This window comes from Herminiimonas fonticola (genome assembly GCF_040395855.1).
Lineage (GTDB): Bacteria > Pseudomonadota > Gammaproteobacteria > Burkholderiales > Burkholderiaceae_D > Oxalicibacterium > Oxalicibacterium fonticola_A.
The window spans coordinates 1-24,860 of record NZ_JBEBPO010000031.1 but is presented as its reverse complement, the minus strand read 5'-3'; the positions used below and the strand labels follow the sequence as shown (position 1 = coordinate 24,860).

Below are 24,860 nucleotides of genomic sequence, written 5' to 3'. Positions count from 1 at the left end.
TTTTTTCCATAAGAGATTCTTATCCTTGCGTGAATCCGCTTGCCCTTGAGGCGCATGTTTCATGCGGGAAACGCGGGGGCGCTCTTGTTTAATAAAATCCTCCAGTACATTCCATTTTTCCCTGCTGCTGAAAGCGCAGAGGATATTTCCGCAGAGCCGATACGGGCGGAAATATTCAGCGCGGAAAAACTGGAAGCGCTTGCAGCGCAACTGGCCGCCACACAAAAAATCGGCGCAGCTCCTTTTCATCGATCCCTTTCCGCCCTGGTGCGTGACGATGGGCGTGCGCTGGTTGCTGCGCATGCGGCGATCGAGCGTGCGGCCGCCGAACGCCGCGCCATTACTTCTGCTGCCGAATGGTTGCTCGATAACCTGCATGTCGTTGAAGAAAGCGTAGTCGGCGTGGTGGAAAACATGTCGCGCCGCGTATACAAATCGCTGCCGAAATTGTCGGACGGAGAATTTACCGGCAAGCCGCGTATCTATGGATTGTGCTGGGCTTTTGCCGCGCATACCGACAATCACTTCGATACCGATCTGTTCCTGCGTTTTGTGCAAGCCTATCAACGCGTGCAGGCATTGACGATGGCGGAATTGTGGGCCTTGCCCATTGTCATGCGTGCAGTGCTGCTGGCGCATCTGCGTCGGGTTGCGTTACGCGTCGTCACGGCACAGGCGGCGCGCCAGGAGGCCGACGATTTTGCCAACGATCTGGTGACGATTGCGCAGCAGACGCAGGAAAGCGAGCAACCGGCGCTGCTCTTGCCGCCGGGCCGCCTGCGACAGCCATTTGTGGTGCAACTGGTGCAACGCCTGCGCTATCAGCAACCCGGATTTACAGTATTGCTGGATGCGCTGGGTGCGCGCCTGGCAGAACAGGATCTGACCATAGACGATCTGGTGCTGCGCGAGCATACGACGCAAGTCGCTTCCAATCAGACGATACGCAACATCATCACCAGCATGCGCGGCATTGCAAGTTTTGACTGGCGTGTATTTTTTGAATCGGTCAGCCTGGTAGAGGAAAAACTGCAAACGCTGCCGAATTATGTTGCGCTGGATTTTTTGACGCGCGATCGCTATCGCAAGATCATTCAGCAAATTGCCCTGAACGCACACTATTCGGAACAGCAGATTGCCGATGCGCTGGTGCGCAAGATCGAATCTCATCGCAGCCGGATGCAACACGACGACGTCGTTGCCGACGAGCGTGCGCTTGATCCCGGTCATTATCTGTTGGGGGGCGGTAGAAGCGATCTCGAAGCGGAGCTGGGTTATCAGCCGCATTTTTCGCAAAGACTGAAGCGGCATTATGTCGCTTACTCCAGCCGGTACTATCCGCTGACGATTTTATTTTTCAGCTTCATTGTCCTGGCTGTTCCGCTGCTGATCACGCGCGGGCATGAGATTTCTTTCATTGCCCTGACGTTGCTGATTGTGGCGGGGTTTTTTCCTGCCACCGATATTGCCATTACGATCGTTAATAAAATATTGATGCGTCTGTTCTGGCCGCGTCATTTGCCACGGCTGGAACTGGCGGATATTTCGGAAAGCGTGCGGACTTTTGTCGCCGTGCCTGTCATGCTGACCAGTGAAGAGAGCGTGGACGAAGAAATACAGCAACTGGAAACGCACTATCTTGCCAATCCGGATGGCGAAGTGTATTTCACGCTGTTGTCAGACTGGGCCGATGCCAAACAGCAGCATATGCCGCAGGATCTGCCATTGCTGGAAAAAACCCGTCGCGAAATCGCAAAACTGAATGCGCGTTACGGTCCCAGTGTGAGCGGCCAGACTCGCTTCTATGTCCTGCATCGCAACCGTTTGTGGAATCCGGCGGAAGGTTTATGGATGGGGTGGGAACGCAAGCGCGGCAAGCTGCATGAATTCAATCGCCTGTTGCGCGAAGCGCACGATACGTCCTTCCTGCCGGAAAACAATCCGCTGCCGCACAATGTGCGTTACGTGATTACGCTGGATGCGGATACGCGCCTGCCGATAGGCGCATTGCGCGCACTGGTCGGCGTGGCAGCACATCCGTTGAATCAGCCGCGCCACGATCCCGTTACCAAGCAAGTCATTGAAGGCTACGGCATCCTGCAGCCGCGCATTACGCCGACGCTGCCGATGCCGGAGGAACGTACGCTGTTCCGGCGTTTCTTTTCCGCGCGCGGCGGCGTCGATCCGTACGGTGCTGCGGTAGCGGACGTGTATCAGGATGTATTCGGCTGGGGCAGTTATTCCGGCAAGGGTTTATACGATGTCGATGCATTTGAACTGGCGCTGTCCGGCAAGGTGCCGGAAAACACCATGCTCAGCCATGATTTGTTTGAAGGTGCGCTGGCGCGCTGCGCGCTGGTCAACGACGTTGAATTGTTCGAGGATTTTCCTTCGCATGTTGCGGAAGCTGCGGCACGCGAGCATCGCTGGGTCCGCGGCGACTGGCAATTGCTGCCGTGGCTGCTGAGCATAGGGCGGGTTTCGATGTCGGTCATCGACCGCATGAAAATCATCGACAACATGCGTCGTTCCCTGATGACGCCTGCGATTCTGCTGCTGTTGGTGACCGCCTTCTGCCTTGAATCTGCTCCGGTCTGGCCGTGGCTGATGTTGGGCATTGTGGGGCTGGCGACGCCTTCCGTATTCCAGTTCATTTCCGATCTGCTGCCGCATCGCGACGATCTTTCATTCAAGGCGCATTGGCGGCGCGGCCTGGCCGTGCTGCCGGATACGCTGGCCGTGATATTCATTTCGCTGGTGGTGCTGGTGCAACGTGCATGGATGATGCTGGACGCCATCGTACGCACGCTGATCCGGCTCGTATTCACGCGTCGCAATCTGCTGCAATGGGTGACCTCTGCGCAAGTCAGAAGGGCCAAACGCTATTCTCTGGTCAGCTTTGTCTGGCGTGGCCGCATGGGCATGTTAGTGACTGTGGCAATCGTCGCGATTGTGTATTTTCTCAATCCGGGACGCTGGTTGCTGGTGCTGCCATTCGGTTTGTTGTGGCTGCTGAGTCCGGTGATTGCGCGCACGATCAGCTTGCCGCCGCCGGATAAGGATATTGAATTTCTGGATACCGATGAAGAAAATGAATTGCGCCTGATTGCACGTCGCACCTGGCGTTTCTTCACTACCTTCGTCGTGGCGCAAGATCATTATTTGCCGCCGGATAATTTCCAGGAAGATCCGCATCCGGTGATTGCGCATCGCACTTCGCCTACCAACTTCGGCCTGTATCTGCTGTCGGTTGCCAGTGCACGCGATTTTGGCTGGATAGGGCTGGACGAAATGATGCGGCGGCTGGAAGCGACGATGAACACATTGCAGGATTTGCCGCGTTATCGCGGCCATTTCTACAACTGGTATGAAACCGAGCGTCTGGAAGTGCTGTCGCCACGGTATATCTCCACCGTTGATAGCGGCAATCTTGCCGGCCATTTGTTCGTACTGGCGCAGGCCTGCAAGGATGCGCGCGAGCAGAGCGTATTGTGCAGCAACGTCGATGCCGGCATGCTCGACACCGCACTGCTATTGCTGCTGGCAATAGAGGGCGTAGGACGCGAATTGCGCACGCAGACGGTCAGCATCACGGAGTTGCGCAAGAACGTCGAACAGTTCAGCGATCTGCTGCTGAAGCTGGATAGCAGACTGTCTACTTATGCAGCCTGGAAAGAACTGGCGGAGTGTGCGGAAAATCTGGCCGATCTGGCGCAGGCGTTTTCAGCCGAAATCCGGATTGCCGATAATGAAGTGCTGGCCTGGGCCAGGGAATTGCGCGATGCAGTACGCACGCATTGCGAAGATTTTGTGACCATTCTGCCGTGGGCGCATCTGCAGGCGCAGGATCTTGAGCACAGGCAGAATGAAGAGTTGTGGCAGATCGTCACTGCACAGATAGATGCCTATGTCGTGCTGGAAGACTTGCCGGAACGGTGCGACTCGGTGCGCCGCGATGTTGCACGGTTGTTTTCGTCACAGAACCGGCTCGATCCCGGCGTGATTCCGCAGGTGCTTTACGATGAACTGGATGCGGCACTGGCGCAGGCAAGCGCGCGCTCGGGTAAATGGCTGATGCGCCTGGAGATACTGGAAAACGCTGCGCGCAGCATGGCGATGGAAATGGATTTTCGTTTCCTGATGTCGGCGGAACGCAAGCTGTTTTCGATCGGCTATAACGCCGATGAAGGCAAGCTCGACGATAGTTATTACGATTTACTGGCATCCGAAGCGCGCCTGGCCAGCATAGTGGCAATTGCCGAACGACAGATTCCACCGTCGCACTGGTTCCGCCTCGGCCGGCGCATGCTGCCTTGCGTGGACGGGCCGGTGCTGGCTTCCTGGTCCGGTTCGATGTTTGAATACCTGATGCCGTCGCTGGTAATTGCGACACCACGCGGCAGCATGCTGAATCAAACCTGCCGTGGCATCGTTGCGCGTCAGATCGAATACGGAGAAGAACGCAAGGTGCCGTGGGGAATTTCCGAGTCGGCGCTGAATTTGCGTGATCGCGCCTTCACGTATCAATACTCGGCATTCGGTGTGCCAGGCCTGGGCCTGAAACGCGGACTGGAAAAAGACGTGGTTGTCTCGCCGTATGCAAGCGGCCTGGCGGCGATGTATGCGCCGAAAAGTGCAGTTGAAAATTTCCGCCGCATGACGGACATGGGGGCGATGGGGCGTTACGGTTTTTACGAAGCGCTCGATTTCACTCCCGGGCGCCGCACAGAAAATCAGACCATGGCTATCGTACAGGCCTATATGGCGCATCATCAGGGCATGCTGCTGGTGGCGCTTGGCAATGTGATCAACAGGAACGTGATGCGGCATCGCTTTCATCATGAGCCTATCATCCGTTCAGCCGAACTGTTGCTGCATGAAGCGCAACCGCGCTGGGTGCAACCGGCCTCGCTTGCCATACGCGAAGATATCGAACGTCCTACCGTGGTCATGCCGGAGTCGGGGGTGGCGCGTCATTTCAATACCGCGATGACACCGACGCCGGAAACGCAGCTGCTCTCCAACGGACATTACGCCGTGATGCTGACGGCGGCAGGTTCCGGTTACAGCCTGTGGAGCAAACTGGGCGTCACGCGCTGGCGCGAAGATGCGACGCGCGATCAGTGGGGCAGCCATCTTTATTTGCGCGATATCGACAGCGGCAAGTTCTGGTCGGCCTGTTACCAGCCGACGGCGGTCGAACCGGATGTGTACCAGGTTAAATTTTCGGAAGACCGGGCCCGCATTTCACGCGTGGACGGCACGATTTCCAGCATGCTGGAAGTGATTGTTTCGCCGGAGGACGACGCCGAGTTGCGCCGCCTGACGTTGACGAATACCGGCTCGCGTGCCCGCACGATAGAAGTCACTTCGTATATGGAAATATTGCTGGCGCCGGTGGCGGCCGATGCGGCGCATCCGGCATTTTCAAATCTGTTTGTCGAAACCGAATATCTGCACGAGGTGCGCGGCTTGCTGGCATCGCGCCGCCCGCGCAAGGATGGCGAATTGCGGCCGTGGGCGGCGCATGTGGTGGCGCTCGGCGAAGGCAGCAGCGCCATCGGCATCGAATATGAAACCGATAGGGGCCGTTTTACAGGGCGCGGGCAGGGCGTGCACAATCCGCGCTCGATCAGCGACGGACGGCCTTTGTCGAATACGGTCGGCGCAGTACTGGACCCGATTTTCAGCCTGCGCGTGCGGGTGCGCATCGAACCGGGAGAGATCACGCATCTGGTATTTGCCACGATGGCTGCCAACTCGCGCGAACAGATCGTCAGCCTGGCGGATAAATATCATGATGGCTCGGCGTTCGCGCGGATTTCTGCGTTGGCATGGACGCATGCGCAGGTGCAATTGCATTACCTGCGCACAGAACATTACGAAGCCGAATTGTTTCAGCATCTGGCGAGCCGCATCCTGTTTTCTGACTCCGCATCGCGTGTCAGTCGCCGCGTGATTCGCGCCATGCGTCTGAGTCATGCCGGTTTGTGGGGACAGGGTATTTCCGGCGACCGGCCTATCGTGTTGTTGCGCATGGCCAAACAGGAAGATTTGCGGCTGGTTTCGCAGTTGCTGCGCGCGCATGAATACTGGCGCATGAAGCAGTTGCCGGTCGATCTTGTCATCCTGAATGAAAAAGGCGCATCGTATGCGCAAGAGTTGCAGGCTGCGATGGAAAGCATGGTGCGTGCCGCGCAGGCGTTTTCCGCCCAGCAGGAACAGGCCGAGCGTGGCGGCGCCTACATCGTGCGTGCCGATCTGATTACCGATGATGAGCGTATCTTGCTGCTGGCATCTGCGCGTGTGGTGCTGGAAGGCGGGCAAGGCAGTCTGGCCGAACAGTTGCAACCGCGCCCGGAAAACGATAGCGATGCGCCATTCTCATGGCTGGATCGCGAGGCGCGTGCACCGCAAGGCGCACCGCCAGGGGCAATGCCGCAACTGGCTTTATTCAATGGCCTGGGCGGTTTCAGCCAGGATGGCCGCGAATATGTGATCCTGCTGGGCCAGGATCAGGTCACGCCGGCGCCATGGATCAATGTGATTGCGAATCCCGTGTTCGGTTTCACGGTATCGGAACGCGGTGCCGGTTACACGTGGAGCCTGAACAGCCGGGAAAACAAATTGACGCCGTGGTCCAACGATCCGGTATCCGATTCTTCGGGCGAAGCATTTTATCTGCGCGATGAGGAAAGCGGTGCGCTATGGAGTCCGACCATGTCGCCGATACGCGTACCGAATGCAACGTACACGACGCGGCACGGCCAGGGTTACAGCCGTTTCGAGCTGGTGTGCAGCGGTATTGCCAGCGACTTGCTGCAGTTCGTCAGTTGGGAAGATCCGGTAAAAATATGCCGTCTGCGTCTGAAGAATGTCTCGCGCAATCCGCGTCGCCTGTCGCTGACCTCCTATGTGGAATGGGTATTGGGTGCGGCGCGCACCGAGAATGCGCCCTTTATCGTCACTGAACGCGATGCGGAAAGCGGTGCGATGTTTGCGCATAATCCGTGGAATATCGAATTCGGCCAGCGCGTTGCCTTCATTGATCTGTGCGGCAGGCAAACGGCATGGACCGGCGACCGCAAGGAGTTCATAGGCCGCAACGGCAATCTGCACAATCCGGCCGGTTTGATGCGCGGGAGTGTCTTGTCGAATCGCGTCGGCGCAGGTTTCGATCCCTGCGGCACATTGCAGACAGTGCTTGAAATTCCGGTCGGCAGCGAAGTCGAGGTGGTGTTTCTGATGGGGCAGGCCGATACGAATGAAGCCGCACGCGAACTGGTGCAACGTTATCGCACAGCCGATATCGATACGGTATTTGAAACCAGCCAGCGCAACTGGCACAAGATCCTGCATACGATACAGGTCGAGACGCCGGATCGTTCGATGGATTATCTGCTCAACGGCTGGCTGTTGTATCAAACCTTGAGCTGTCGCTTCTGGGCCCGCACGGCGTTTTATCAGGCCGGTGGCGCCTACGGTTTTCGCGACCAGTTGCAGGATACGCAGGCGCTGGCGATGGTGGCGCCGCAACTGGCGCGCGACCAGATTCTGCGTGCTGCATCGCGCCAGTTCCCGGAAGGCGATGTGCAGCACTGGTGGCATCCGCCCAGCGGACGCGGCGTGCGTACGCATATTTCGGACGACCTGATCTGGTTGCCGTATTGCGCCGCGCATTATGTCGAGGTGACCGGCGACGATCAGATTTACGACGAAATGATTTCCTTCCTCGAAGGCGATCTGCTGCCGCTGGAAAAAGAAGACAATTATTTTGAAGCGAAAATTTCCGACGAAAAAGCCAGCGTGTACGAACATTGCGCACGCACACTGGATCACAGTCTTCAGACAGGCAGGCATGGTTTGCCGCTGATGGGCGGCGGCGACTGGAACGATGGCATGAATCGCGTCGGTCATGAAGGCAAGGGTGAAAGCGTCTGGCTGGCCTGGTTCCTGTATGCAACGCTGCTGCGCTTTGCGCCAGTGGCGGAAGCGCGCAACGATTATGTGCGTGCAACTGCGTGGCGCAAGCATGCAGAGAAATTGAAGGCAGCATGCGAGAAGCATGCATGGGATGGCGCATGGTATCGCCGTGCGTATTTCGATGACGGTACGCCGCTCGGTTCTGCCAGCAATGCCGAATGCCGTATCGATTCGATTGCGCAAAGCTGGTCGGTGATTTCCGGCGCCGGTGAACCGCGTCGTGCGCAACGCGCGATGGAATCGGTCGAGCAATATCTGATCCGTCCCGGTGACGATCTGATCCTGCTGTTTACGCCGCCATTCGACAGGACGCCGCTGGATCCCGGGTACATCAAGGGTTATCTGCCCGGCGTGCGCGAAAATGGCGGGCAGTACACGCATGCAGCGGTATGGAGCCTGATCGCGTATTCAATGATGGGCAAGGGTAGCCAGGCGCACGATCTGTTCAAGATGATCAATCCGGCCAACCGCAGCAGTACGCGCACCGGCATGGCTGCCTACAAGGTGGAGCCGTATGCAGTGGCCGCTGATATCTACGCCGAATCGCCGCATGTGCGACGCGGCGGCTGGACCTGGTACACAGGTGCGGCGGGCTGGCTGTACCGCGCCGGCGTGGAGTTCATTCTGGGTTTGCGGATCAAGGCCGATCGTCTCAGCCTGGAGCCATGCCTGCCGCCGGAATGGCGCAATGCCAAATTGCGTTATCGCTACGGCACCTCGACCTACAACATCACGCTGCAGAATCCGCAAGGCATCAGTAAAGGTGTCTTACGGGTGGAGCTGGATGGCGTGGTCGTGCCGGATCAGGTCGTCATCATGCGCGATGACGGTGCGACGCATACGGTCACGGTCGTGATGGGAGTGGAGGCGCAAGCCTGAATCAGGCAGGAAGTTTTTCTATAAGGAATAAGGTAGCGAGCGCAGTCGGCTCGCTATTTTTTATTTCAATGCCAGCGATACGACAAGCAGCAGGATGCCGATGAACAAGGCGACGCCGATCAGCGCAGCAATCAGGACGTAAAACGGATTGAGTCCGGTGACATCCTTCTCGTAATCCGAATGGCGGCGCAATCCGATAAAAGACCAGAGAATGGCCCTCATCGTGGCCAGGAAGGAGGTCTTTTCATGCACTTTCTTGCTTGGTTCCGACATGATGTTTCCTTCAAAATTGTCCACTTGCGGCAGACCATGCCTGCCTGTGGTTTTGCTGTTTAACAGCATACAGTTCGTTGACGTAGCTGGACAGAATCAGATGCGCCGATATTTTCCGTAGCAGATTCCGCCCTGCGATTTTTAGCGCGCTGCGTTAATGCGCCGAGGTTAACAAGGCTAGTGTCTGGATCAGCATTTTGCACTCGTCCGGATTGCCTATGCTGATGCGCAGATACTGGTTGATGCGGGGATGGTTGAAGTGGCGCACGATGATGGCCCGTTCGCGCAAACCGGCAGCCAGCTGTGCCGCGGCATACGATTCGTGGCGCGCAAAAATGAAATTGGCATGCGAAGGCAATACCGAGAAACCGAGTTTTTCCAGTGCTGCCGTCATCTGTACACGACTTTCAACGATCGCTGCATTCGTCTTCTGGAAATATGCTTCATCGCCGTAGCTGGCGACTGCCCCCGCCAGTGCCAGCCTGTCCATCGGATAGGAATTGAAACTGTTCTTGACGCGATCCAGCGCCTCGATCAATTTTGGATGGCCCATCGCAAAGCCGATACGCAAACCGGCCAGTGAGCGCGATTTGGAAAAGGTGCGCACCACCAGCAGATTCGGGTATTTGCGTATCAGCGGAATTGCCGTTTCGCCGCCAAAGTCGATATACGCTTCGTCGACGACGACGACGGCATTCGGTTGTTTGATCAACAATGCTTCAATTGCCGCCAGCGGCGCAAGGATGCCGGTAGGCGCATTGGGATTGGGGAAAATGATGCCGCTGCAGGACTGACTTTCATAGTCGGCGGTGTCGATTTCCATCGCCGCGTTCAGCGGCACCTCCACGTAATCGATGCCGAACAATCTGGCATAGACCGGATAAAAACTGTAGGTAATGTCGGGAAACAGCAGGGGCGCCGCATGCTTGAGCAGGGACATGAAGGTAAAGGCCAGCACTTCATCGGAGCCATTGCCGACGAAAATCTCATTCGGCTGCACGTCGTGATAGCGCGCCAATACCTGCTTCAGCTCGGATGAATCGGGGTCCGGATACAGGCGCAAGGCATCGGCGGACACTGCATGCACAGCCGTCGCGACAGCGGGCGACGGCGGATAAGGGTTTTCATTCGTGTTGAGCTTGATCAAGCCCGGCAATTTCGGCTGCTCACCCGGGACATACGGCGTGAGTGTTTGCACGATAGGGCTCCAGAACTGACTCATGACTGCTTTTCCTTTTGATGCTTATTGATAGATGCGCCCATTTTATCGTGTGCAGTCGGTAAATAGAAAATTGCGGCGCCTGGAGTGCACGGAGATGATGCATGTTTTGCTGCGTGCGATGACGTAATGACATCAGACGGCAGCGTATTTTCTCCTCTGGCGGCTGATAATTTTCGGCCGTTCTGGTAGAGTGCCGCCATGAGTAAATTGACCCTAGACCGCATCCTGCAATCGCAGGGTTTCGGCACCCGAAAATATTGCCGTGGCCTGATCGAGGACGGTGAAGTCAGCATCAATGGCGAAGTTGTCGACAATTTCAAGACAGCATTCGACACGACGGATCTCGAATTCACGATCTTCGATGAAGTGTGGCGCTATCGCGAACACGTCTACATCGTATTGAACAAACCGGCGAATTTTGAATGTTCGCGCAAGCCCAGCCACCATCCCGGCGTACTGACTTTGCTGCCGGAGCAATTCACCTGGCGCGATCTGCAGCCGGTAGGCCGGCTGGATCACGATACGACCGGCATGCTGCTGATGTCGGACGATGGTCCTTTCATACACGCGCAATCTTCACCGAAGCGGCATATTCCCAAGGTATACGTTGCGACGACGCACGATCCGGTGACGCCGGAACTGATCGCGCAATTGCTGGGCGGCGTGCAGTTGCACGATGAACCGGCACCACTGGCGGCGCAGACTTGCCGCATGCTGGCTGAGCATCAGATCGAGATCGTGCTGGAGCAGGGGAAATATCATCAGGTCAAGCGGATGCTGGCGGCAGCGGGCAATCATTGCTCGGCCTTGAGCCGGGTGGCGATAGGCGAGTTGACGCTGGAGTCGCTGGAACTGGAAGAGGGCGAGTGGACTTATCTGGATGCGCAACAGCTGGCTTTGCTCAGGCCTTCAGCATCTTCTGCTGAAAGTTGATGGCAGTTTTTTTCTGCATCATCGCCAAATCACAACAATACTTTCCCATGTGAAATTTTTGTGTGCATTCTGTGCACATCCAGAAACAGCTTGCGCTGAGCGTGTGCACAGGAAGGTGTGTGTCCATCATCGATGGAATTGTTAATTTCAGTTAAAGATGGTTGTGCTGAACAAAATTGGATATCAACACCGGACTTGTTGCGATATGATCAACTCCATGTTTGCATCAAATTTTCAGTGGAGACGAATACGGTAATGCACGCCATCAAACCTGTGATCCAGTTGGCCAAGGAACGTGCGCTATTCCGATTTTCCGCTCTTGCCATCCGCATGCTGCAGGATGCGACTACCAGCATCGCGCAACAGGCGCACACCGCCACCACGGCGCATGAACAGAAAACATTTTCCGCCGCCAGGGAATGGCTGGCAACGCAGGGTCCGGTTTTTCTCAAACGCCTGTACGCCAGTTATTGCGGCTATGTCGAACGCGGGATGCAAACCATGTATCGCGATTTGCGCCAGGGGTTGCAAGATGTTTCGGCTGATACCTGGGCCCTGATCGACGACGAAACCATCATGCGTCAAATCGAAGTTGAACGGCGCGTCTTGCGTTTGCGCGACGCCGATCAGCTCAGCCTGGGGCGCCTCAATCTGATGATTGCGCAACTGCATGACGAACACGATGTGCGCGAGAGAGAAAATCCGTTCCGCCCTTATCTGATGGCGCGCGCCTTGCACGATGTGCTGTGTGAAATGAGCAGCACCAGCGATCTGTGCGCGATGCTGTTCGATCATATGTCCGGCGCATTGGCAACGCAGCTGCCCGACTACTTTGCTGCGATACGCGAGGTGTTTGAATCGAACGGCGTGCATGCACGGCTGCTGGCGCGACCATCATCGATGAGTCGGCGCGAGCGCGAGATGCTGGATGGATTACCGGGTTTTTCCAATACCGTCATCGTGCAGGGCGGAGGAAATTATTCGGGCGACTTATCCGGATCGCCATCGATGGAGCGCGTGTTGTCCTTGTTGCAGCAGCATTCCACCGATGTGCATAACACCCTGCGTACGCCGCAGCAGGAAAATCAGGCGAACTTGCAGGATTTTGTCTGGAAAATATTCAATCAGGCGGGGCCGGATCGTGCACCGTCGAATGCACGCTCTCCCGATGGGCAGCCGAATTTTTACCGCCAAAATGCAGAGGATGAATCGTCCAAGCCGCATGCATTGACCAGCCAGTTGCACCGGTTGCAGCAAGAAGTGCTCAACGGCACTGCGGCGCAAGGCGATGCCATTCATCTGCTGGATTTGCACAGCGAACTGGAAACCGAAAGGCTGAGTGAAATGGAACGTGTTTCCATGGATCTGGTCGCGATGCTGTTCAATTACATCGGCAAGGACACCACGATTCCGGCTGCATTCCGTGGTGCGATCACGCGCTTGCAGGTGCCGTTTCTGCGAGCCACCATGCAGGCGCCGCAGATTCTGGAACTGGCCGAGCATCCGCTCAGAAAATTACTGAATCGCATGGCATCGCTGGCGATTGAACTGGATGCGCAAAGTTCGCCCGGTACGGAAATTCGGCTGGAGATGATGCGTGCCATCGACAAGATCCTGAACGATTTCAAGTCGGACATGACAATTTTCGGCGATGTGCTGGCGCAGTTCGATACGACGGTAGCGAAGATTCTGCGCGAAGCCGACGCCGAACTTGTCCATGCAATCGATGCGCTGGAAGAAGCCGAAAAAGATCCGCAGCGGCATGACGTGCTGGTGGTCGAAACCGTGAATGCCCTGCGCGAACGCCTGCTCACGGTGCAGACCGATCAGCGTGCAGTCGATTTCCTCATCAAGATCTGGGCGCGCGTACTGGTGCATGTGGATGAAGACGACAGCATAGACAGCCAGCCGTATCGCGATGCCATTGCAGAGCTGATCTGGAGTGTGCAGCAACATGATGTCACCGAGCGCAGCGTCCTGATGAAGTTGCTGCCGAGATTGGTCAAGCAGCTCAAGAGCGGCATGAAATTGATCGCCTTGTCGGACAGTGCGACCAAGCAGGCGATTGACGATCTGATCGCCATGCATGCGCATGTGCTTGGCATGATACAGGCGGTGCCGCTGAAGGCGTCGACTTCGATGGAAAGCCTGCGCCAGCATTTTTCCAGCTTGCGCATAGGCGGCGTTCCTGCGGAAAATGCAGCGATTCATGCACCGACCGTGCCGCATATCCGTCTGCAGGCAATGCTGCAGAAATTCGAGGTGGCAGCGCACCTGCATCTCGATAGCGATATCGGTACCTTGCTCAATTCCGATGTCAGCTGGCTGGGCGGCATGCAGCTGGGTACAGCTGTTGAGTGGTGGGCCGACAAGGCTTATGAACCGGCACGCCTGATGTGGGTCAATCAGCAGCAGTCATTCTATGTATTCCAGGCGGCACCGGAGCAGAAGCCGCGCTTGCTGATCTATTCGTCGATATCACTGATCAAGGCGCTGCGTGAAGGTTCGATCGGCATGATCGAATATGCGCCCTTGTTCGAGCGCGCCATCCAGTCGCTGCTGAACACTGAGAATGTGCAGCAGCAACTGACGGCCTGAAGCAAAACTATTTGATGATGCGGTAGCAGGGAACGTAAGCCTTGCCCGGCAGTTTCATCCGGTTTTGTGCAACGAATGATGCCAGCAGCGCATCCATCGGTTCCATGATTTCGCGGTCGCCGCTGATTTCAAACAGGCCGTGCTTCTCGATCGAACGTATCCCGCTATCCTTGACGTTGCCTGCCACCACGCCGGAAAAGGCACGTCGCAGATTGGCCGCCAGCAAATGGTTTTCCTGCTTCTTGTGCAAGGACAGATTGCGCATGTTTTCATGCGTAGGGATAAACGGCTGCTGGAAGGCGAGGTCTATCTTCAAGGTCCAGTTGAAGTAATACGCATCACCCTTGCTTTTGCGGAACTCGCGTACCTGAGCGATGCCGGCTTGCATTTCCTGCGCCACCCGTTCCGGATCGTCGACGATGATCTGATACAGCTTTTGCGCATCCGGCCCCAGTGTCACACCGATAAACTGGTCGATCTGGCGGAAGTACTCGGCGGAGGCAGCGGGGCCGGTAAAGATCAGCGGGAAGGGGATATCAGCGTTGTCCGGATGCAGCAGGATGCCGAGTATGTAGAGAATTTCTTCCGCCGTGCCGGCGCCGCCCGGGAAAACGATGATGCCGTGGCCGGAACGCACGAATGCTTCCAGGCGTTTTTCGATATCCGGCATGATGACCAGATCGTTGACGATGGGATTAGGCGCTTCCGCCGCAATGATGCCGGGTTCGGAAATGCCGAGATAGCGTCCGGTCGGAATACGTTGCTTGGCGTGACCGATGGTGGCGCCTTTCATCGGCCCCTTCATTGCGCCGGGTCCGCAACCGGTACAGATATCCATGTCGCGCAAGCCGATCTGGTAACCGACTTTTTTCGTGTAGTCGTACTCTTCACGGGGAATCGAATGGCCGCCCCAGCACACCACCAGCTTGGGATTCAGGTTGGGATGCAGTACATTGGCATTGCGTAAAATATTGAAGACGGAATCGCTGATGCCGCCCGAAGATTCGAGATCGAAGGTCGGGTTGGACAGGATTTCATCGTGAATGTAGAGGATGTCGCGCAATACCGAAAACAGATGTTCGTGTATCCCCTTGATCATCTTGCCGTCAACGAAAGCGCTGGCAGGCGCACCCTTGATATCGAGCTTGATGCCGCGCTCGCGCTGGATGATGTTGATATCAAAGGATTGATAACGCTCCAGCAGTTCCTTGCCGTCGTCGGTGCTGCTGCCGCTGTTGAGTACTGCCAGCGCGCAGTTGCGAAACAGCTGATACAGGCCGCCGTTGCGTGTGTCCAGCAGTCTTTGTACTTCGGCCTTGGAGAGAATATCCAGGCGGCCTTCCGGTGAGAGTTGTGTATCGACTACTTCGTATGCCATGAGTGCTTAACTTCCGAATGAGAGTGATCAGGTGCATCATTCTAATGCGCAAACGGGTACGCCGTCTGGATCGTATGTGTTGCCGGAGGGAAGAAGGTGCGCAACTGGTTTGTCTGCAGATGCAGGGCAGTGGCGATAGATGTCCAGGATGAACTGCAAGGAAACGGATGCGATGCTGCATTCAAGTACTGAGATGTGTCAGTCGGAACCGGAGTCGCGAGGAAATGCCGCCGGCTTTTCCTCTAGTGCGGCGCAAAACTGAAAGCGGCTTTCAGTGCCTGATATGCCTTTTGCGCCATCATTGTATGCACGGGTGCCGGCACATTGACGATGACTGCATACAGATCGCCGGCCGGATCGCCGGGAATGCCTTTGCCTTTCAGGCGCAATCTGCGACCGGGCATGGAGCCGGACGGAATCGATAGCTGAACCGAACCTTCCGGCGTCGGCACATTGACGGTGGTGCCGACCGCGGCTTGGGCGGATGTCAGCGGAATGTCGAAATAGATGTCGCGTCCTTCGACGCGATAGCGGCGATGCGGACGTATCATCACTTCCAGATACAGATCGCCGGCCTTGCCTTCACCCATGCCGGGAAAGCCCTGGCCAGCCAGGCGCAGGGTTTGTCCGCCGCGTATGCCTTTCGGCACACTGACTTTCAGTGTGCGTTTGGACACCATGGGCATGCCGTATTCATCGGTGACATAGGTCGGCATTGAAATATTGCACGCCGTGCCGTGGAAGGTATCTTCCAGATCGATCTGCACTTTTGCATGCTGATCGCTGCCGTGCACATTGATGCTGCGGTGTCTGGGCGGTACCGGATTGGGACGGCCCATCATTTCATCCAGGATGTCGCTGAAATTGTCGTCGTTGCGTTTGGCAGATCTGGTTTCCGTACGCGTTTCTTTTTGTGCGTCGAAGCCATAGCTGCGCGACGCTTGCGGCTGCGGGCTTTCCTTGCGGGTATGGAAGAAACCCGACATCTGGTCGTATTCCAGACGTTTTTCCGGGTCTTTCAAGACCTTGTATGCTTCTCCGACTTCCTTGAAGCGGAGTTCGGCATGCACTTCGCGGCTCACGTCAGGATGATATTTGCGCGCCAGTTTGCGGTACGCGTTTTTAATCATTTCCTGTGTGGCATCGCGCGGCACACCTAGCGTCTGGTAATAATTTCTTGATTTCATTTGTCAGGTTTCGTCACTATCAGCTGAGCGGATCAATCGTTCCGGAAGTTGTTCTGTGCGGAAAATGGTGCTTTCTGCAAGAGCATTCTGACATTACTGTCTTGCCGTCTAAGGGATGAATAGGGCGACTATTGCTTGTCAATTAACGCAATAGCCGGAAAAACCGGCTGTTATCCGCCGCCTGTTCATGATTTGTGTTATCCGGCTGAAAACAGGAAAGCCACAATTCAGCTATGTACACACAGCTTTGAAGGGCATACTCTCTACTTCGTTCAATAAACGGCATTTTAAAGCCGAAAAGATTCATGACTTACGAAGAATACCTGGATGAAGTGACCACCTTGCTGACTGAAATGTACGAGCTCAGCGATGCCGCCGCGATCAAATACGTGGTGCGCGCGCAGGCAGCCGATTTTTTCACGCTGCACGACGACGACCCGGCCATGCGCACGCAGGAGCGCGCAGTACAGGATGCGAAAACGATTTTCGAGCAGCGCAATAAATCCAAGCCTGAAATATTCAAGAAATAACCGTGAGCGAGCATTCCATTATTTCCTGGCATGAAGCGGGTGAAGAACGTTCGGCGCGCTGGCAATCGGAAAACCGCAGTGCCGCGCCCAAACGCGTGCAGATCGCGGACGACAGAATGACGGCCGATTCGGCCTTCCGTCTGGCCAGCGAAGGCAATGCCTTGCTGTGGCGCGGCGACTATCAGAATGCACGGCAGTTGCTGCAGGCGCTGGCGCGCCGTACCGAAAGAAAACCGCGCAAGGCGGCGACTTCGCCGCTGGATGCCTTCAATCTGCACCGGCAGGCACAATCGCAACGCGCCCGCACGCTGGGCATGCTGCTGATAGAAGTGGCTGCCGATTACACGATCGCGTTGCGCCGTGCGCCGGATATCCAGCTCGCCTGCAACGAAGCCTATGGCGCGAGTCAGGGATCGTTCGTGGTTTCCCTGCGCGAAATACTCGGCTTGATCGGCGCGCATGAGTGGCGCAAAAAGGGCGTGGAAATTCCTGCGCTGCAGGCACGCATACATCCTTATTACGGTGTGTTTTCACCGGTGCGCGGCGAATACCTGAACCTGATTGCAGAAGCACCGTTGCCGACTACCAGTCTGGCATTCGACATCGGCACCGGCACCGGCGTGATCGCCGCCTTGCTGGCGCATCGCGGTGTGGCAAAAGTGATTGCGACGGATCAGGATGCGCGGGCGCTGGCTTGCGCGCGCGAAAATCTGACGCGGCTGGATATGCGCGATCGGGTCGATGTGATCGAAGCCGATCTGTTCCCGCCGGGAAAAGCTGCGCTGATCGTGTGCAATCCGCCGTGGATACCGGCGCGACCGAATTCTTCCATTGAACATGCGATCTACGATCCGGACAGCCGCATGTTGCGCGGCTTTTTAAATGGCTTGGCAGAACACCTGGAAGTCAGAGGAGAAGGCTGGCTGATCCTGTCCGATCTGGCGGAACACCTCGGATTGCGATCGCGCGAAACCTTGCTGCAAATGATCGCCGACGCCGGCTTGAAAGTGATCAAGCGCATGGACATCAAACCGATGCATGCCAAGGCGGCAGATGAAAGCGATCCTCTGCATCATGCGCGTTCGGCTGAAATCACATCGCTGTGGCGGCTTGCTGCACGCTGATCTTTTATAATAGCGACGCTGCCGGATGCAGCGTCGTATTCAATTCATTCAGGAATCAAGATGGCTAACAAACCAGCCCGCATTCTCACTTTCAAGTGCAAGAAATGCACAAAACCGGTCCAGGTATTTTTGCAGAAAGTCTCTGCCTGTTCGCATATCCAGCCGTATCAGGGCATCTGTACTTGCGGCGAGATCACGCGCTATGCGACCGGCCAGAAAGATGCGGTCGAATCCTATATGGCTTCGGAAGATGGCAACTGGTCGCACCATCATCATTGATGCCTGGTGGCGTTTGTATGGTTCTTAGCCGTTATCGGTTTCAATAAAGCGCATCTTGAAGTTGCGCCCCTTGATATTGCCATCGCTTAAACGCGCATACGCCTTGTCGGCGGCGCGTCTATCCAGCGCCACATAGGTCATGAATTCAAACACATTGATCTTGCCGACCTGATCTTTCGTCAAACCGACATCGCCGGTCAGGGCGCCGAGCAAATCGCCGGGGCGCAATTTATCCTTCTTGCCGCCCATGATGCACAGCGTGACCATTGGTGCATGCAAGTCGCCGCCTTCTGCCGGCTCTGCCGCTGCCAGGTCGAACCATTGCACCGGGCTGTTCTGATATTCCTCAATCAGCTTGACCCATTTTTTTTCGTTCGGTGCGCACAGACTCAGCGCCAGCCCCTTGTCCTGGCCGCGACCGGTACGGCCGATACGGTGGATATGCACTTCGGTATCTTTCGACACATCGACGTTGATTACTGCGCCCAGCGATTGAATATCCAGGCCACGCGCGGCAACGTCGGTCGCCACCAGCACTGAACAACTTTGATTGGCGAACAGCACCAGGATTTCATCGCGCTCACGCTGCTCCAGTTCACCGTATAAAGCCAGTGCGCTGAAACCTTGTGCACGCAACTCGGCAGCGAGTTCGCGGCAATGAATTTTGGTGTTGCAGAATGCCAGCGTCGATACGGGACGGTAATGCTTCAGCAGTGTGGCGACAGCCGCGTTGCGATCGTCGTAACCGACTTCGTAGAACCGTTGCTCGATCTGGCTGTCATCGTGTTGCGCTTCGACTTTGACTTCAACCGGATCGCGCAAGAATTCGGCGCTGGCTTTGCGTATGTCATCCGGATAAGTGGCGGAAAACAGCAGGGTCTGACGGCGCTCGGGGCAGGCGCTGACGATGCCGGCGATCTCCTCATAAAAACCCATATCGACCATGCGGTCGGCTTCATCCAGCACCAGCGTTTGCACGGTAGACAGATTGATCGTATTGCGGCTGATGTGATCGCGTATGCGCCCCGGCGTACCGACCACGATATGCGCACCATGCTCCAGCGAGGCGATTTGCGGCCGCATTGGCGCACCGCCACATAGCGTCAATACCTTGATGTTGTCGGTAAAGCGCGCCAGGCGGCGCAATTCATTTGAAACCTGATCGGCCAGTTCGCGTGTCGGGCAAATCACCAGAGACTGAATCGCAAACCAGGTCGGATTCAATTTCTGCAGCATGCCGATACCGAATGCCGCCGTCTTGCCGCTACCGGTTTTTGCCTGCGCAATCAGATCGCGCAATTGCAATATCACCGGCAGGCTGTGCGCCTGAATGGGCGTCATCTCACGATAACCGAGCGTGTCGAGATTGCTTAACATGGCAGGGGAAAGGGCGAGGGAGGCGAAGGAACTTGGATTCATGGTGTGGCTTGCGTGATGCGGAAAAGGACAGGCAGTCTAACAGGCATGGGCAGGAGCATGAAAAACATGCGAAAAACCGGTTCAAATTTCAGGATTAAAGACAGCTGTCCGCATTATGAAAAAATTATTTCGCAGTGCATCATAATTTTATTTTATTGGGTAAAATATCGTTTCACATACAGAAAAATACAACATAACTATATGATTATTAACGATTAAAAATAATTAAAATATCTTATATAAGACATTGTTGCTTCGCAAAATATCGCCTATGATTTATGCAGGTTTTTTCTTTTTTTGTTATTGCATGCATTTAACTCAGGAGAATCATCATGGCAACTCGCGAACAGCAAATTCAGACACTCAACAAGGATTGGAACGAAAACCCGCGCTGGAAAGGTGTCAAGCGCAACTACAGCGCTGAAGATGTTGTTCGACTGCGCGGCTCCTTGCAGATCCAGCACACGCTGGCACAGCGCGGCGCAGAGAAGCTGTGGGAGATGTGCAATAACGAGCCCTTCGTCAATTCACTCGGCGCCTTGACCGGCAATCAGGCCATGCAGCAGGTCAAGGCCGGCCTGAAGGCGATTTACCTGTCGGGCTGGCAGGTTGCCGGCGACGCCAATCTGGCGGGCGAAATGTATCCGGACCAGTCGCTGTATCCGGCCAACTCGGTGCCTATGGTGGTCAAGCGCATCAACAATACGTTCCAGCGCGCAGATCAGATTCAATGGTCGGAAGACAGCGGCGATATCGATTTTTTTGCACCCATCGTGGCAGATGCCGAAGCCGGTTTTGGCGGTGTTCTGAATGCCTATGAACTGATGAAGTCCATGATTGAAGCCGGCGCTGCAGGCGTGCACTTCGAGGATCAGCTGGCATCGGTGAAGAAATGCGGACACATGGGTGGCAAGGTGCTGGTGCCTACCCGCGAAGCAGTTGAGAAACTGAATGCTGCACGGCTGGCAGCGGATGTATGCGGCACGACCACGCTGGTGATTGCGCGCACGGATGCAGAGGCAGCTGACTTGCTGACTTCCGACGTCGATGAAAACGATCAGCCTTTCCTGACGGGCGAACGCACGGTGGAAGGTTTTTATAAAACCCGTTCCGGCTTCGATCAGGCGGTATCGCGCGGACTGGCTTATGCGCCGTATGTCGATATGTTGTGGTGCGAAACCGGCAAGCCGGATCTGCAATTCGCCAGGCAATTTGCCGATGCCATCCATGCAAAATTTCCCGGCAAGATGCTGGCCTATAACTGCTCGCCTTCATTCAACTGGAGGAAAAACCTGGACGATGCAACCATCGCCAAATTCCAGAAGGAACTGGGGGCGATGGGCTACAAGTTCCAGTTCATCACGCTGGCCGGTTTCCATTCGCTGAATTACTCGATGTTCAATCTGGCGCATGGCTATGCGCGCAATCAGATGTCTGCCTTCGTCGAGTTGCAGGAAGCAGAATTTGCTGCCGCTGCGCAGGGCTTTACCGCAGTCAAGCATCAGCGTGAGGTCGGCACCGGTTACTTCGATGCCATCACCCAGGTCATACAGCAAGGGAAGTCGTCCACCACCGCATTGCATGGCTCGACTGAAGACGAGCAATTTTTCGATAACAGCAAGCTGGCAAAAGTTTGCATCACAGGGCACAAGAACGCGGCTTGAACATGTTCCACAGCAGTGATCGCACTTCACGAGGGTGCGATCACTGGCAATTCTGTGTTTGACATTCCATCGGGCCCAGGCAAAAAAGCAGGACTTTATTGACTCATATTTATAAAAATTATTTTTACACGGAGACAGACATGACTGAGCTGACCATAGACCTGCCGGCAGGAATTGAAATCGAGGGCGAGTTCAAGACTGATTACGAACAGATACTGACGCCCGCCGCCCTGGCTTTGGTGGCCAAGCTGAGTCGCACATTTGAGGTGCGTCGTCAGGAATTGTTGAGCATGCGCCATGAGCGCGCCAAACGTATCGATGCCGGCGAACGTCTGGATTTCTTGCCGGAGACGGCGCACATACGCGCCGGCGACTGGCGTATTGCGCCTATTCCTGCGGCGCTGGAATGTCGCCGCGTCGAGATTACCGGTCCGGTCGATCGCAAGATGGTGATCAATGCCTTCAACTCGGGTGCGGATATTTACATGGCCGATTTTGAGGATGCGAATACGCCCAACTGGGATAACCAGATCAGTGGCCAGATCAATCTGATTGATGCGGTGCGCAAGACCATTACACTGGAAACAAACGGCAAGCACTACCAGCTTAATGACAAGATCGCCACGCTGATGGTGCGGCCGCGCGGCTGGCATCTGGATGAAAAACATATGCTGGTGGACGGCAAGCGTGTCTCCGGCGGCATCTTCGATTTTGCGCTGTTCATGTTCCATAACGCGCATGAATTGCTGAAGCGCGGTTCCGGCCCGTATTTCTACCTGCCGAAAATGGAGTCGCATCTGGAAGCGCGCTTGTGGAATGATATTTTCATCATGACGCAACAGGAGCTGGCTCTGCCGCTGGGGACGATCAAGGCGACCGTGCTGATCGAAACCATCCTCGCGGCATTCGAGATGGATGAAATTCTCTACGAATTGAGAGAGCATAGCGCCGGCCTGAATGCAGGGCGCTGGGATTATATTTTTTCGTGCATCAAGACCTTCAAGCTGGACAAGAATTTTTGCCTGGCCGATCGCGCCAAGGTAACGATGACGGTCCCCTTCATGCGCTCCTATGCCTTGCTGCTGCTTAAGACATGCCATAGACGCGGCGCACATGCGATGGGTGGCATGGCGGCGCTGATCCCGATCAAGAACGATCCTGCGAAGAATGAGATTGCAATGAACGCAGTACGTATCGACAAGGAACGCGATGCGATCGACGGTTACGACGGCGGCTGGGTTGCGCACCCTGGGCTGGTCGAGCTGGCGATGACGGAATTCAAAAAAGTCCTGGTCGACAAGCCCAACCAGATTGAAAAACTGCGCCCGGATGTAGCGGCGACGGCTGACGATTTGCTGAACTTCCAGCCGGAGACGCCGATCACGGAGGCTGGCTTGCGTTACAACATCAACGTCGGTATTCATTACCTCGGCAGCTGGCTGGACGGCAACGGCTGCGTGCCGATTCATAATCTGATGGAAGATGCAGCGACGGCCGAGATCAGTCGTTCGCAAGTGTGGCAGTGGATACATTCGAGCAAGGGCGTGCTGGAAGATGATCGAAAAATAACCGCCGCCATGGTGCGGGCTATGATTCCTGAAGAACTGGCAAAGGTAAAACAGCAGGCGCCAAACGGCGTCAGCCCAAGCTATGAACGTGCAGCGAAGATATTTGAACAGATGTCGACGGCGCAATCGTTTGCGGAATTTTTGACTTTGCCCTTGTACGAAGAAATTTGATTGAGGAGAGGGGGCTGTGCATTGCAGTCCCCGATAGAAAATTCTGGAGTATTCCCGTTAAGTCGCTGTTTCTGTAACAGAATTTACCGCTCCTGCTCGGCATCTCGCAATGAGATTGCATCACATCAATTCAACAATCACTATCCATATCGTTGTTTAATTGCAAATTCGCAATTTAATTTGCATTTTGAAACCTATACTCAGCAAGAGATTCGTACCGTGATGAAATCGGATGCGGCGTCTGAACGCTGAATGGTATCGTGTGAATATGTCGCTTTTAGGGATTTGCTTAATCCTTCTGCCAAGAGGGGGCGACGTCGGCAAACCGACTTCGCGTCCTGACCTTAAATGTCAGGTTCTAAACGAACACATCGCCCCAAGAGGAAGATATGAAACGTTCCCTGTCCATCATCCTATTCTCATTTTTTGTTTCGGCTGGAGCTCTGGCAGCAGGACAGCCTCAATGCAGACAACAGATAGTCGACAAATCCGTGATCGAAATGTGTGTCGTGCCAGGCGGTGCGTTTGAACATGACATATATACGCTGAGGGCCGATAAAATTCTGATTTTCGCTCTTGTAGATGATTACTCCGAAAAAGTCGAACTGGAGCACACTATTCCGGATGGCGTGTCACTGGAATTTCCCCTGTCGACGCAGGGAGAGAAGGTTGTGAAAATCCGGGGAGGTTGTGTACCCGAAAACAAGGATGGTGTTGAGCTTGCAAGGTTATGCAACTTCTACTGGGGCAAGTATCAAGTCGTCAAAGACATTCGCTTTGTGTTCAAGTAATCCGGTGCCTGGCCGGACATTACGGCTGTCTAATATATTCACATCATTTCATCGGGAACCAAAATGAAAAATCGATACGTGTTTTTCGGAGCGTCCAGCACCTTGAACCAGATTTTCTTGGTGCTTTCCTGTCTGTTTGCTGCAAATGCGGTGGCAGCAGAGAGCAAGTATGAAACTGAGGTTGCGAAGTGGAAGACGCATGATGATGTCGCAAAATGGCTGAAGTCCAATTTTGTCTTCGACAAAAACAGGCAGGCTCAGGTACAGATCCAGCTGAAGGAGACCGGCGTGGAAAATATACTGACGCGAAAACCGGCAACTCTGTTTGAAAATTATCATGGGCATTGCCGTGATTCAGCAAGTTTTGCCAAGGATGCATTAAACAAAATAAACCCTGACTATCAAGCGCGTTACCTATTCATCAAAAACAAGTATGGGCCGCCCAATCATTGGGTCACCGGTTTCAAGGTGGAGAACAAGATTTATGTGATCGACTATGGCGCTGGCAAGAACTGGTGGGCGATGGAAGGTGTACATGGTCCGTATGAGTCGCTTGATGGCTACAAGACTTTCCTTGCTTCGCTGACGATTCAGGGCTTCGCACCTGAAATGGTCAAATGGCGCGATATTCCGGGGCGGGAAGATTAAGCCAGGAAGGCATGGAGTCGGGTCTTGTAATTACGCATGCAGCCCAGCCTACAATCTGCGCACTTCGGTGCCTGCGTTCCTCAAATCTTAGGTATCGGAGATGAATTACACGTTTGAAGGTGGCGCCGTAGATGAGGTCCAGCCGTTAATCTACATGTGGGAAATCCGGGATCACGCGGGTCAACTTATTGGCCGTTACGTAGGAAAAGCCAA

At 55.2% G+C, this 24,860-nt stretch carries 15 protein-coding genes; 10 read left to right on the top strand and 5 right to left on the bottom strand.

What is annotated here, in order from left to right; genetic code table 11:
• Nucleotides 1–84 precede the first annotated feature (84 nt).
• Nucleotides 85–8,862 (top strand): glycoside hydrolase family 94 protein, encoded by an 8,778-nt coding sequence (locus ABWP27_RS06190; protein ID WP_353154834.1) that lies wholly within the window; start codon nucleotides 85–87, stop codon nucleotides 8,860–8,862.
• Nucleotides 8,863–8,922: 60 nt separating this feature from the next.
• Here ABWP27_RS06190 and ABWP27_RS06185 read toward each other — a convergent pair whose 3' ends face one another.
• Nucleotides 8,923–9,135 (bottom strand): DUF2970 domain-containing protein, encoded by a 213-nt coding sequence (locus tag ABWP27_RS06185; RefSeq protein ID WP_353154831.1) that lies wholly within the window; start codon nucleotides 9,133–9,135, stop codon nucleotides 8,923–8,925.
• 154 nt (nucleotides 9,136–9,289) lie between these two features.
• Nucleotides 9,290–10,357 (bottom strand): histidinol-phosphate transaminase, encoded by a 1,068-nt coding sequence (gene hisC / locus ABWP27_RS06180; RefSeq protein WP_353154828.1) that lies wholly within the window; start codon nucleotides 10,355–10,357, stop codon nucleotides 9,290–9,292.
• A 198-nt stretch (nucleotides 10,358–10,555) separates the two neighbouring features.
• Between hisC and ABWP27_RS06175 the strand changes: the two genes are divergently transcribed.
• Together ABWP27_RS06175 and ABWP27_RS06170 are read left to right on the top strand one after the other, a co-directional pair.
• A complete protein-coding gene (locus ABWP27_RS06175) occupies nucleotides 10,556–11,290 on the top strand; it encodes a pseudouridine synthase (RefSeq protein ID WP_353154825.1) in 735 nt (244 codons plus the stop codon).
• Nucleotides 11,291–11,545: 255 nt separating this feature from the next.
• Nucleotides 11,546–13,888: a DUF1631 family protein gene (locus tag ABWP27_RS06170; RefSeq protein WP_353154822.1), complete on the top strand. Its 2,343-nt coding sequence runs from the start codon at nucleotides 11,546–11,548 to the stop codon at nucleotides 13,886–13,888.
• A gap of 7 nt (nucleotides 13,889–13,895) precedes the next feature.
• Here the strand turns inward: ABWP27_RS06170 and ppnN are convergent, their stop codons facing one another.
• Entirely contained in the window at nucleotides 13,896–15,266 is a 1,371-nt protein-coding gene (gene ppnN / locus ABWP27_RS06165) for a nucleotide 5'-monophosphate nucleosidase PpnN (protein ID WP_353154819.1), read from the bottom strand.
• 242 nt (nucleotides 15,267–15,508) lie between these two features.
• The gene (locus ABWP27_RS06160; RefSeq protein ID WP_353154816.1) at nucleotides 15,509–16,453 is read right to left on the bottom strand and encodes a DnaJ C-terminal domain-containing protein; all 945 of its coding nucleotides are present in this window, start codon (nucleotides 16,451–16,453) and stop codon (nucleotides 15,509–15,511) included.
• Between the two features lie 305 nt (nucleotides 16,454–16,758).
• On the opposite strand from ABWP27_RS06160, the gene ABWP27_RS06155 reads away from it, so the two are divergent.
• The 3 genes from ABWP27_RS06155 to ABWP27_RS06145 are packed head-to-tail and all read left to right on the top strand — an operon-like array spanning nucleotide 16,759 to nucleotide 18,386.
• Complete coding sequence (locus tag ABWP27_RS06155) at nucleotides 16,759–16,983, top strand: hypothetical protein (protein ID WP_353154813.1); 225 nt, start codon at nucleotides 16,759–16,761, stop codon at nucleotides 16,981–16,983.
• A 2-nt stretch (nucleotides 16,984–16,985) separates the two neighbouring features.
• Nucleotides 16,986–18,107, top strand: coding sequence for a methyltransferase (locus ABWP27_RS06150; protein ID WP_353154811.1), 1,122 nt, complete (start codon nucleotides 16,986–16,988; stop codon nucleotides 18,105–18,107).
• A 60-nt stretch (nucleotides 18,108–18,167) separates the two neighbouring features.
• Nucleotides 18,168–18,386 (top strand): hypothetical protein, encoded by a 219-nt coding sequence (locus ABWP27_RS06145; RefSeq protein ID WP_353154808.1) that lies wholly within the window; start codon nucleotides 18,168–18,170, stop codon nucleotides 18,384–18,386.
• 24 nt (nucleotides 18,387–18,410) lie between these two features.
• Here the strand turns inward: ABWP27_RS06145 and dbpA are convergent, their stop codons facing one another.
• Nucleotides 18,411–19,805, bottom strand: a complete 1,395-nt coding sequence (gene dbpA, locus ABWP27_RS06140; RefSeq protein ID WP_353154806.1) for an ATP-dependent RNA helicase DbpA — start codon at nucleotides 19,803–19,805, stop codon at nucleotides 18,411–18,413.
• Nucleotides 19,806–20,137: 332 nt separating this feature from the next.
• Here dbpA and aceA point away from each other — a divergent pair, with 332 nt between their 5' ends.
• The 4 genes from aceA to ABWP27_RS06120 all read left to right on the top strand — a co-directional run bounded on the left by aceA (nucleotide 20,138) and on the right by ABWP27_RS06120 (nucleotide 24,647).
• Nucleotides 20,138–21,469, top strand: coding sequence for an isocitrate lyase (gene aceA / locus ABWP27_RS06135; protein WP_353154803.1), 1,332 nt, complete (start codon nucleotides 20,138–20,140; stop codon nucleotides 21,467–21,469).
• Between the two features lie 140 nt (nucleotides 21,470–21,609).
• Nucleotides 21,610–23,208 carry a malate synthase A gene (gene aceB, locus ABWP27_RS06130; protein ID WP_353154800.1) on the top strand — a complete coding sequence of 533 codons (1,599 nt, stop codon included), beginning with the start codon at nucleotides 21,610–21,612 and terminating at the stop codon, nucleotides 23,206–23,208.
• 389 nt (nucleotides 23,209–23,597) lie between these two features.
• Nucleotides 23,598–23,999 (top strand): hypothetical protein, encoded by a 402-nt coding sequence (locus ABWP27_RS06125; RefSeq protein ID WP_353154797.1) that lies wholly within the window; start codon nucleotides 23,598–23,600, stop codon nucleotides 23,997–23,999.
• A gap of 63 nt (nucleotides 24,000–24,062) precedes the next feature.
• Nucleotides 24,063–24,647, top strand: coding sequence for a transglutaminase-like domain-containing protein (locus ABWP27_RS06120; RefSeq protein ID WP_353154795.1), 585 nt, complete (start codon nucleotides 24,063–24,065; stop codon nucleotides 24,645–24,647).
• Nucleotides 24,648–24,860: the final 213 nt, after the last annotated feature.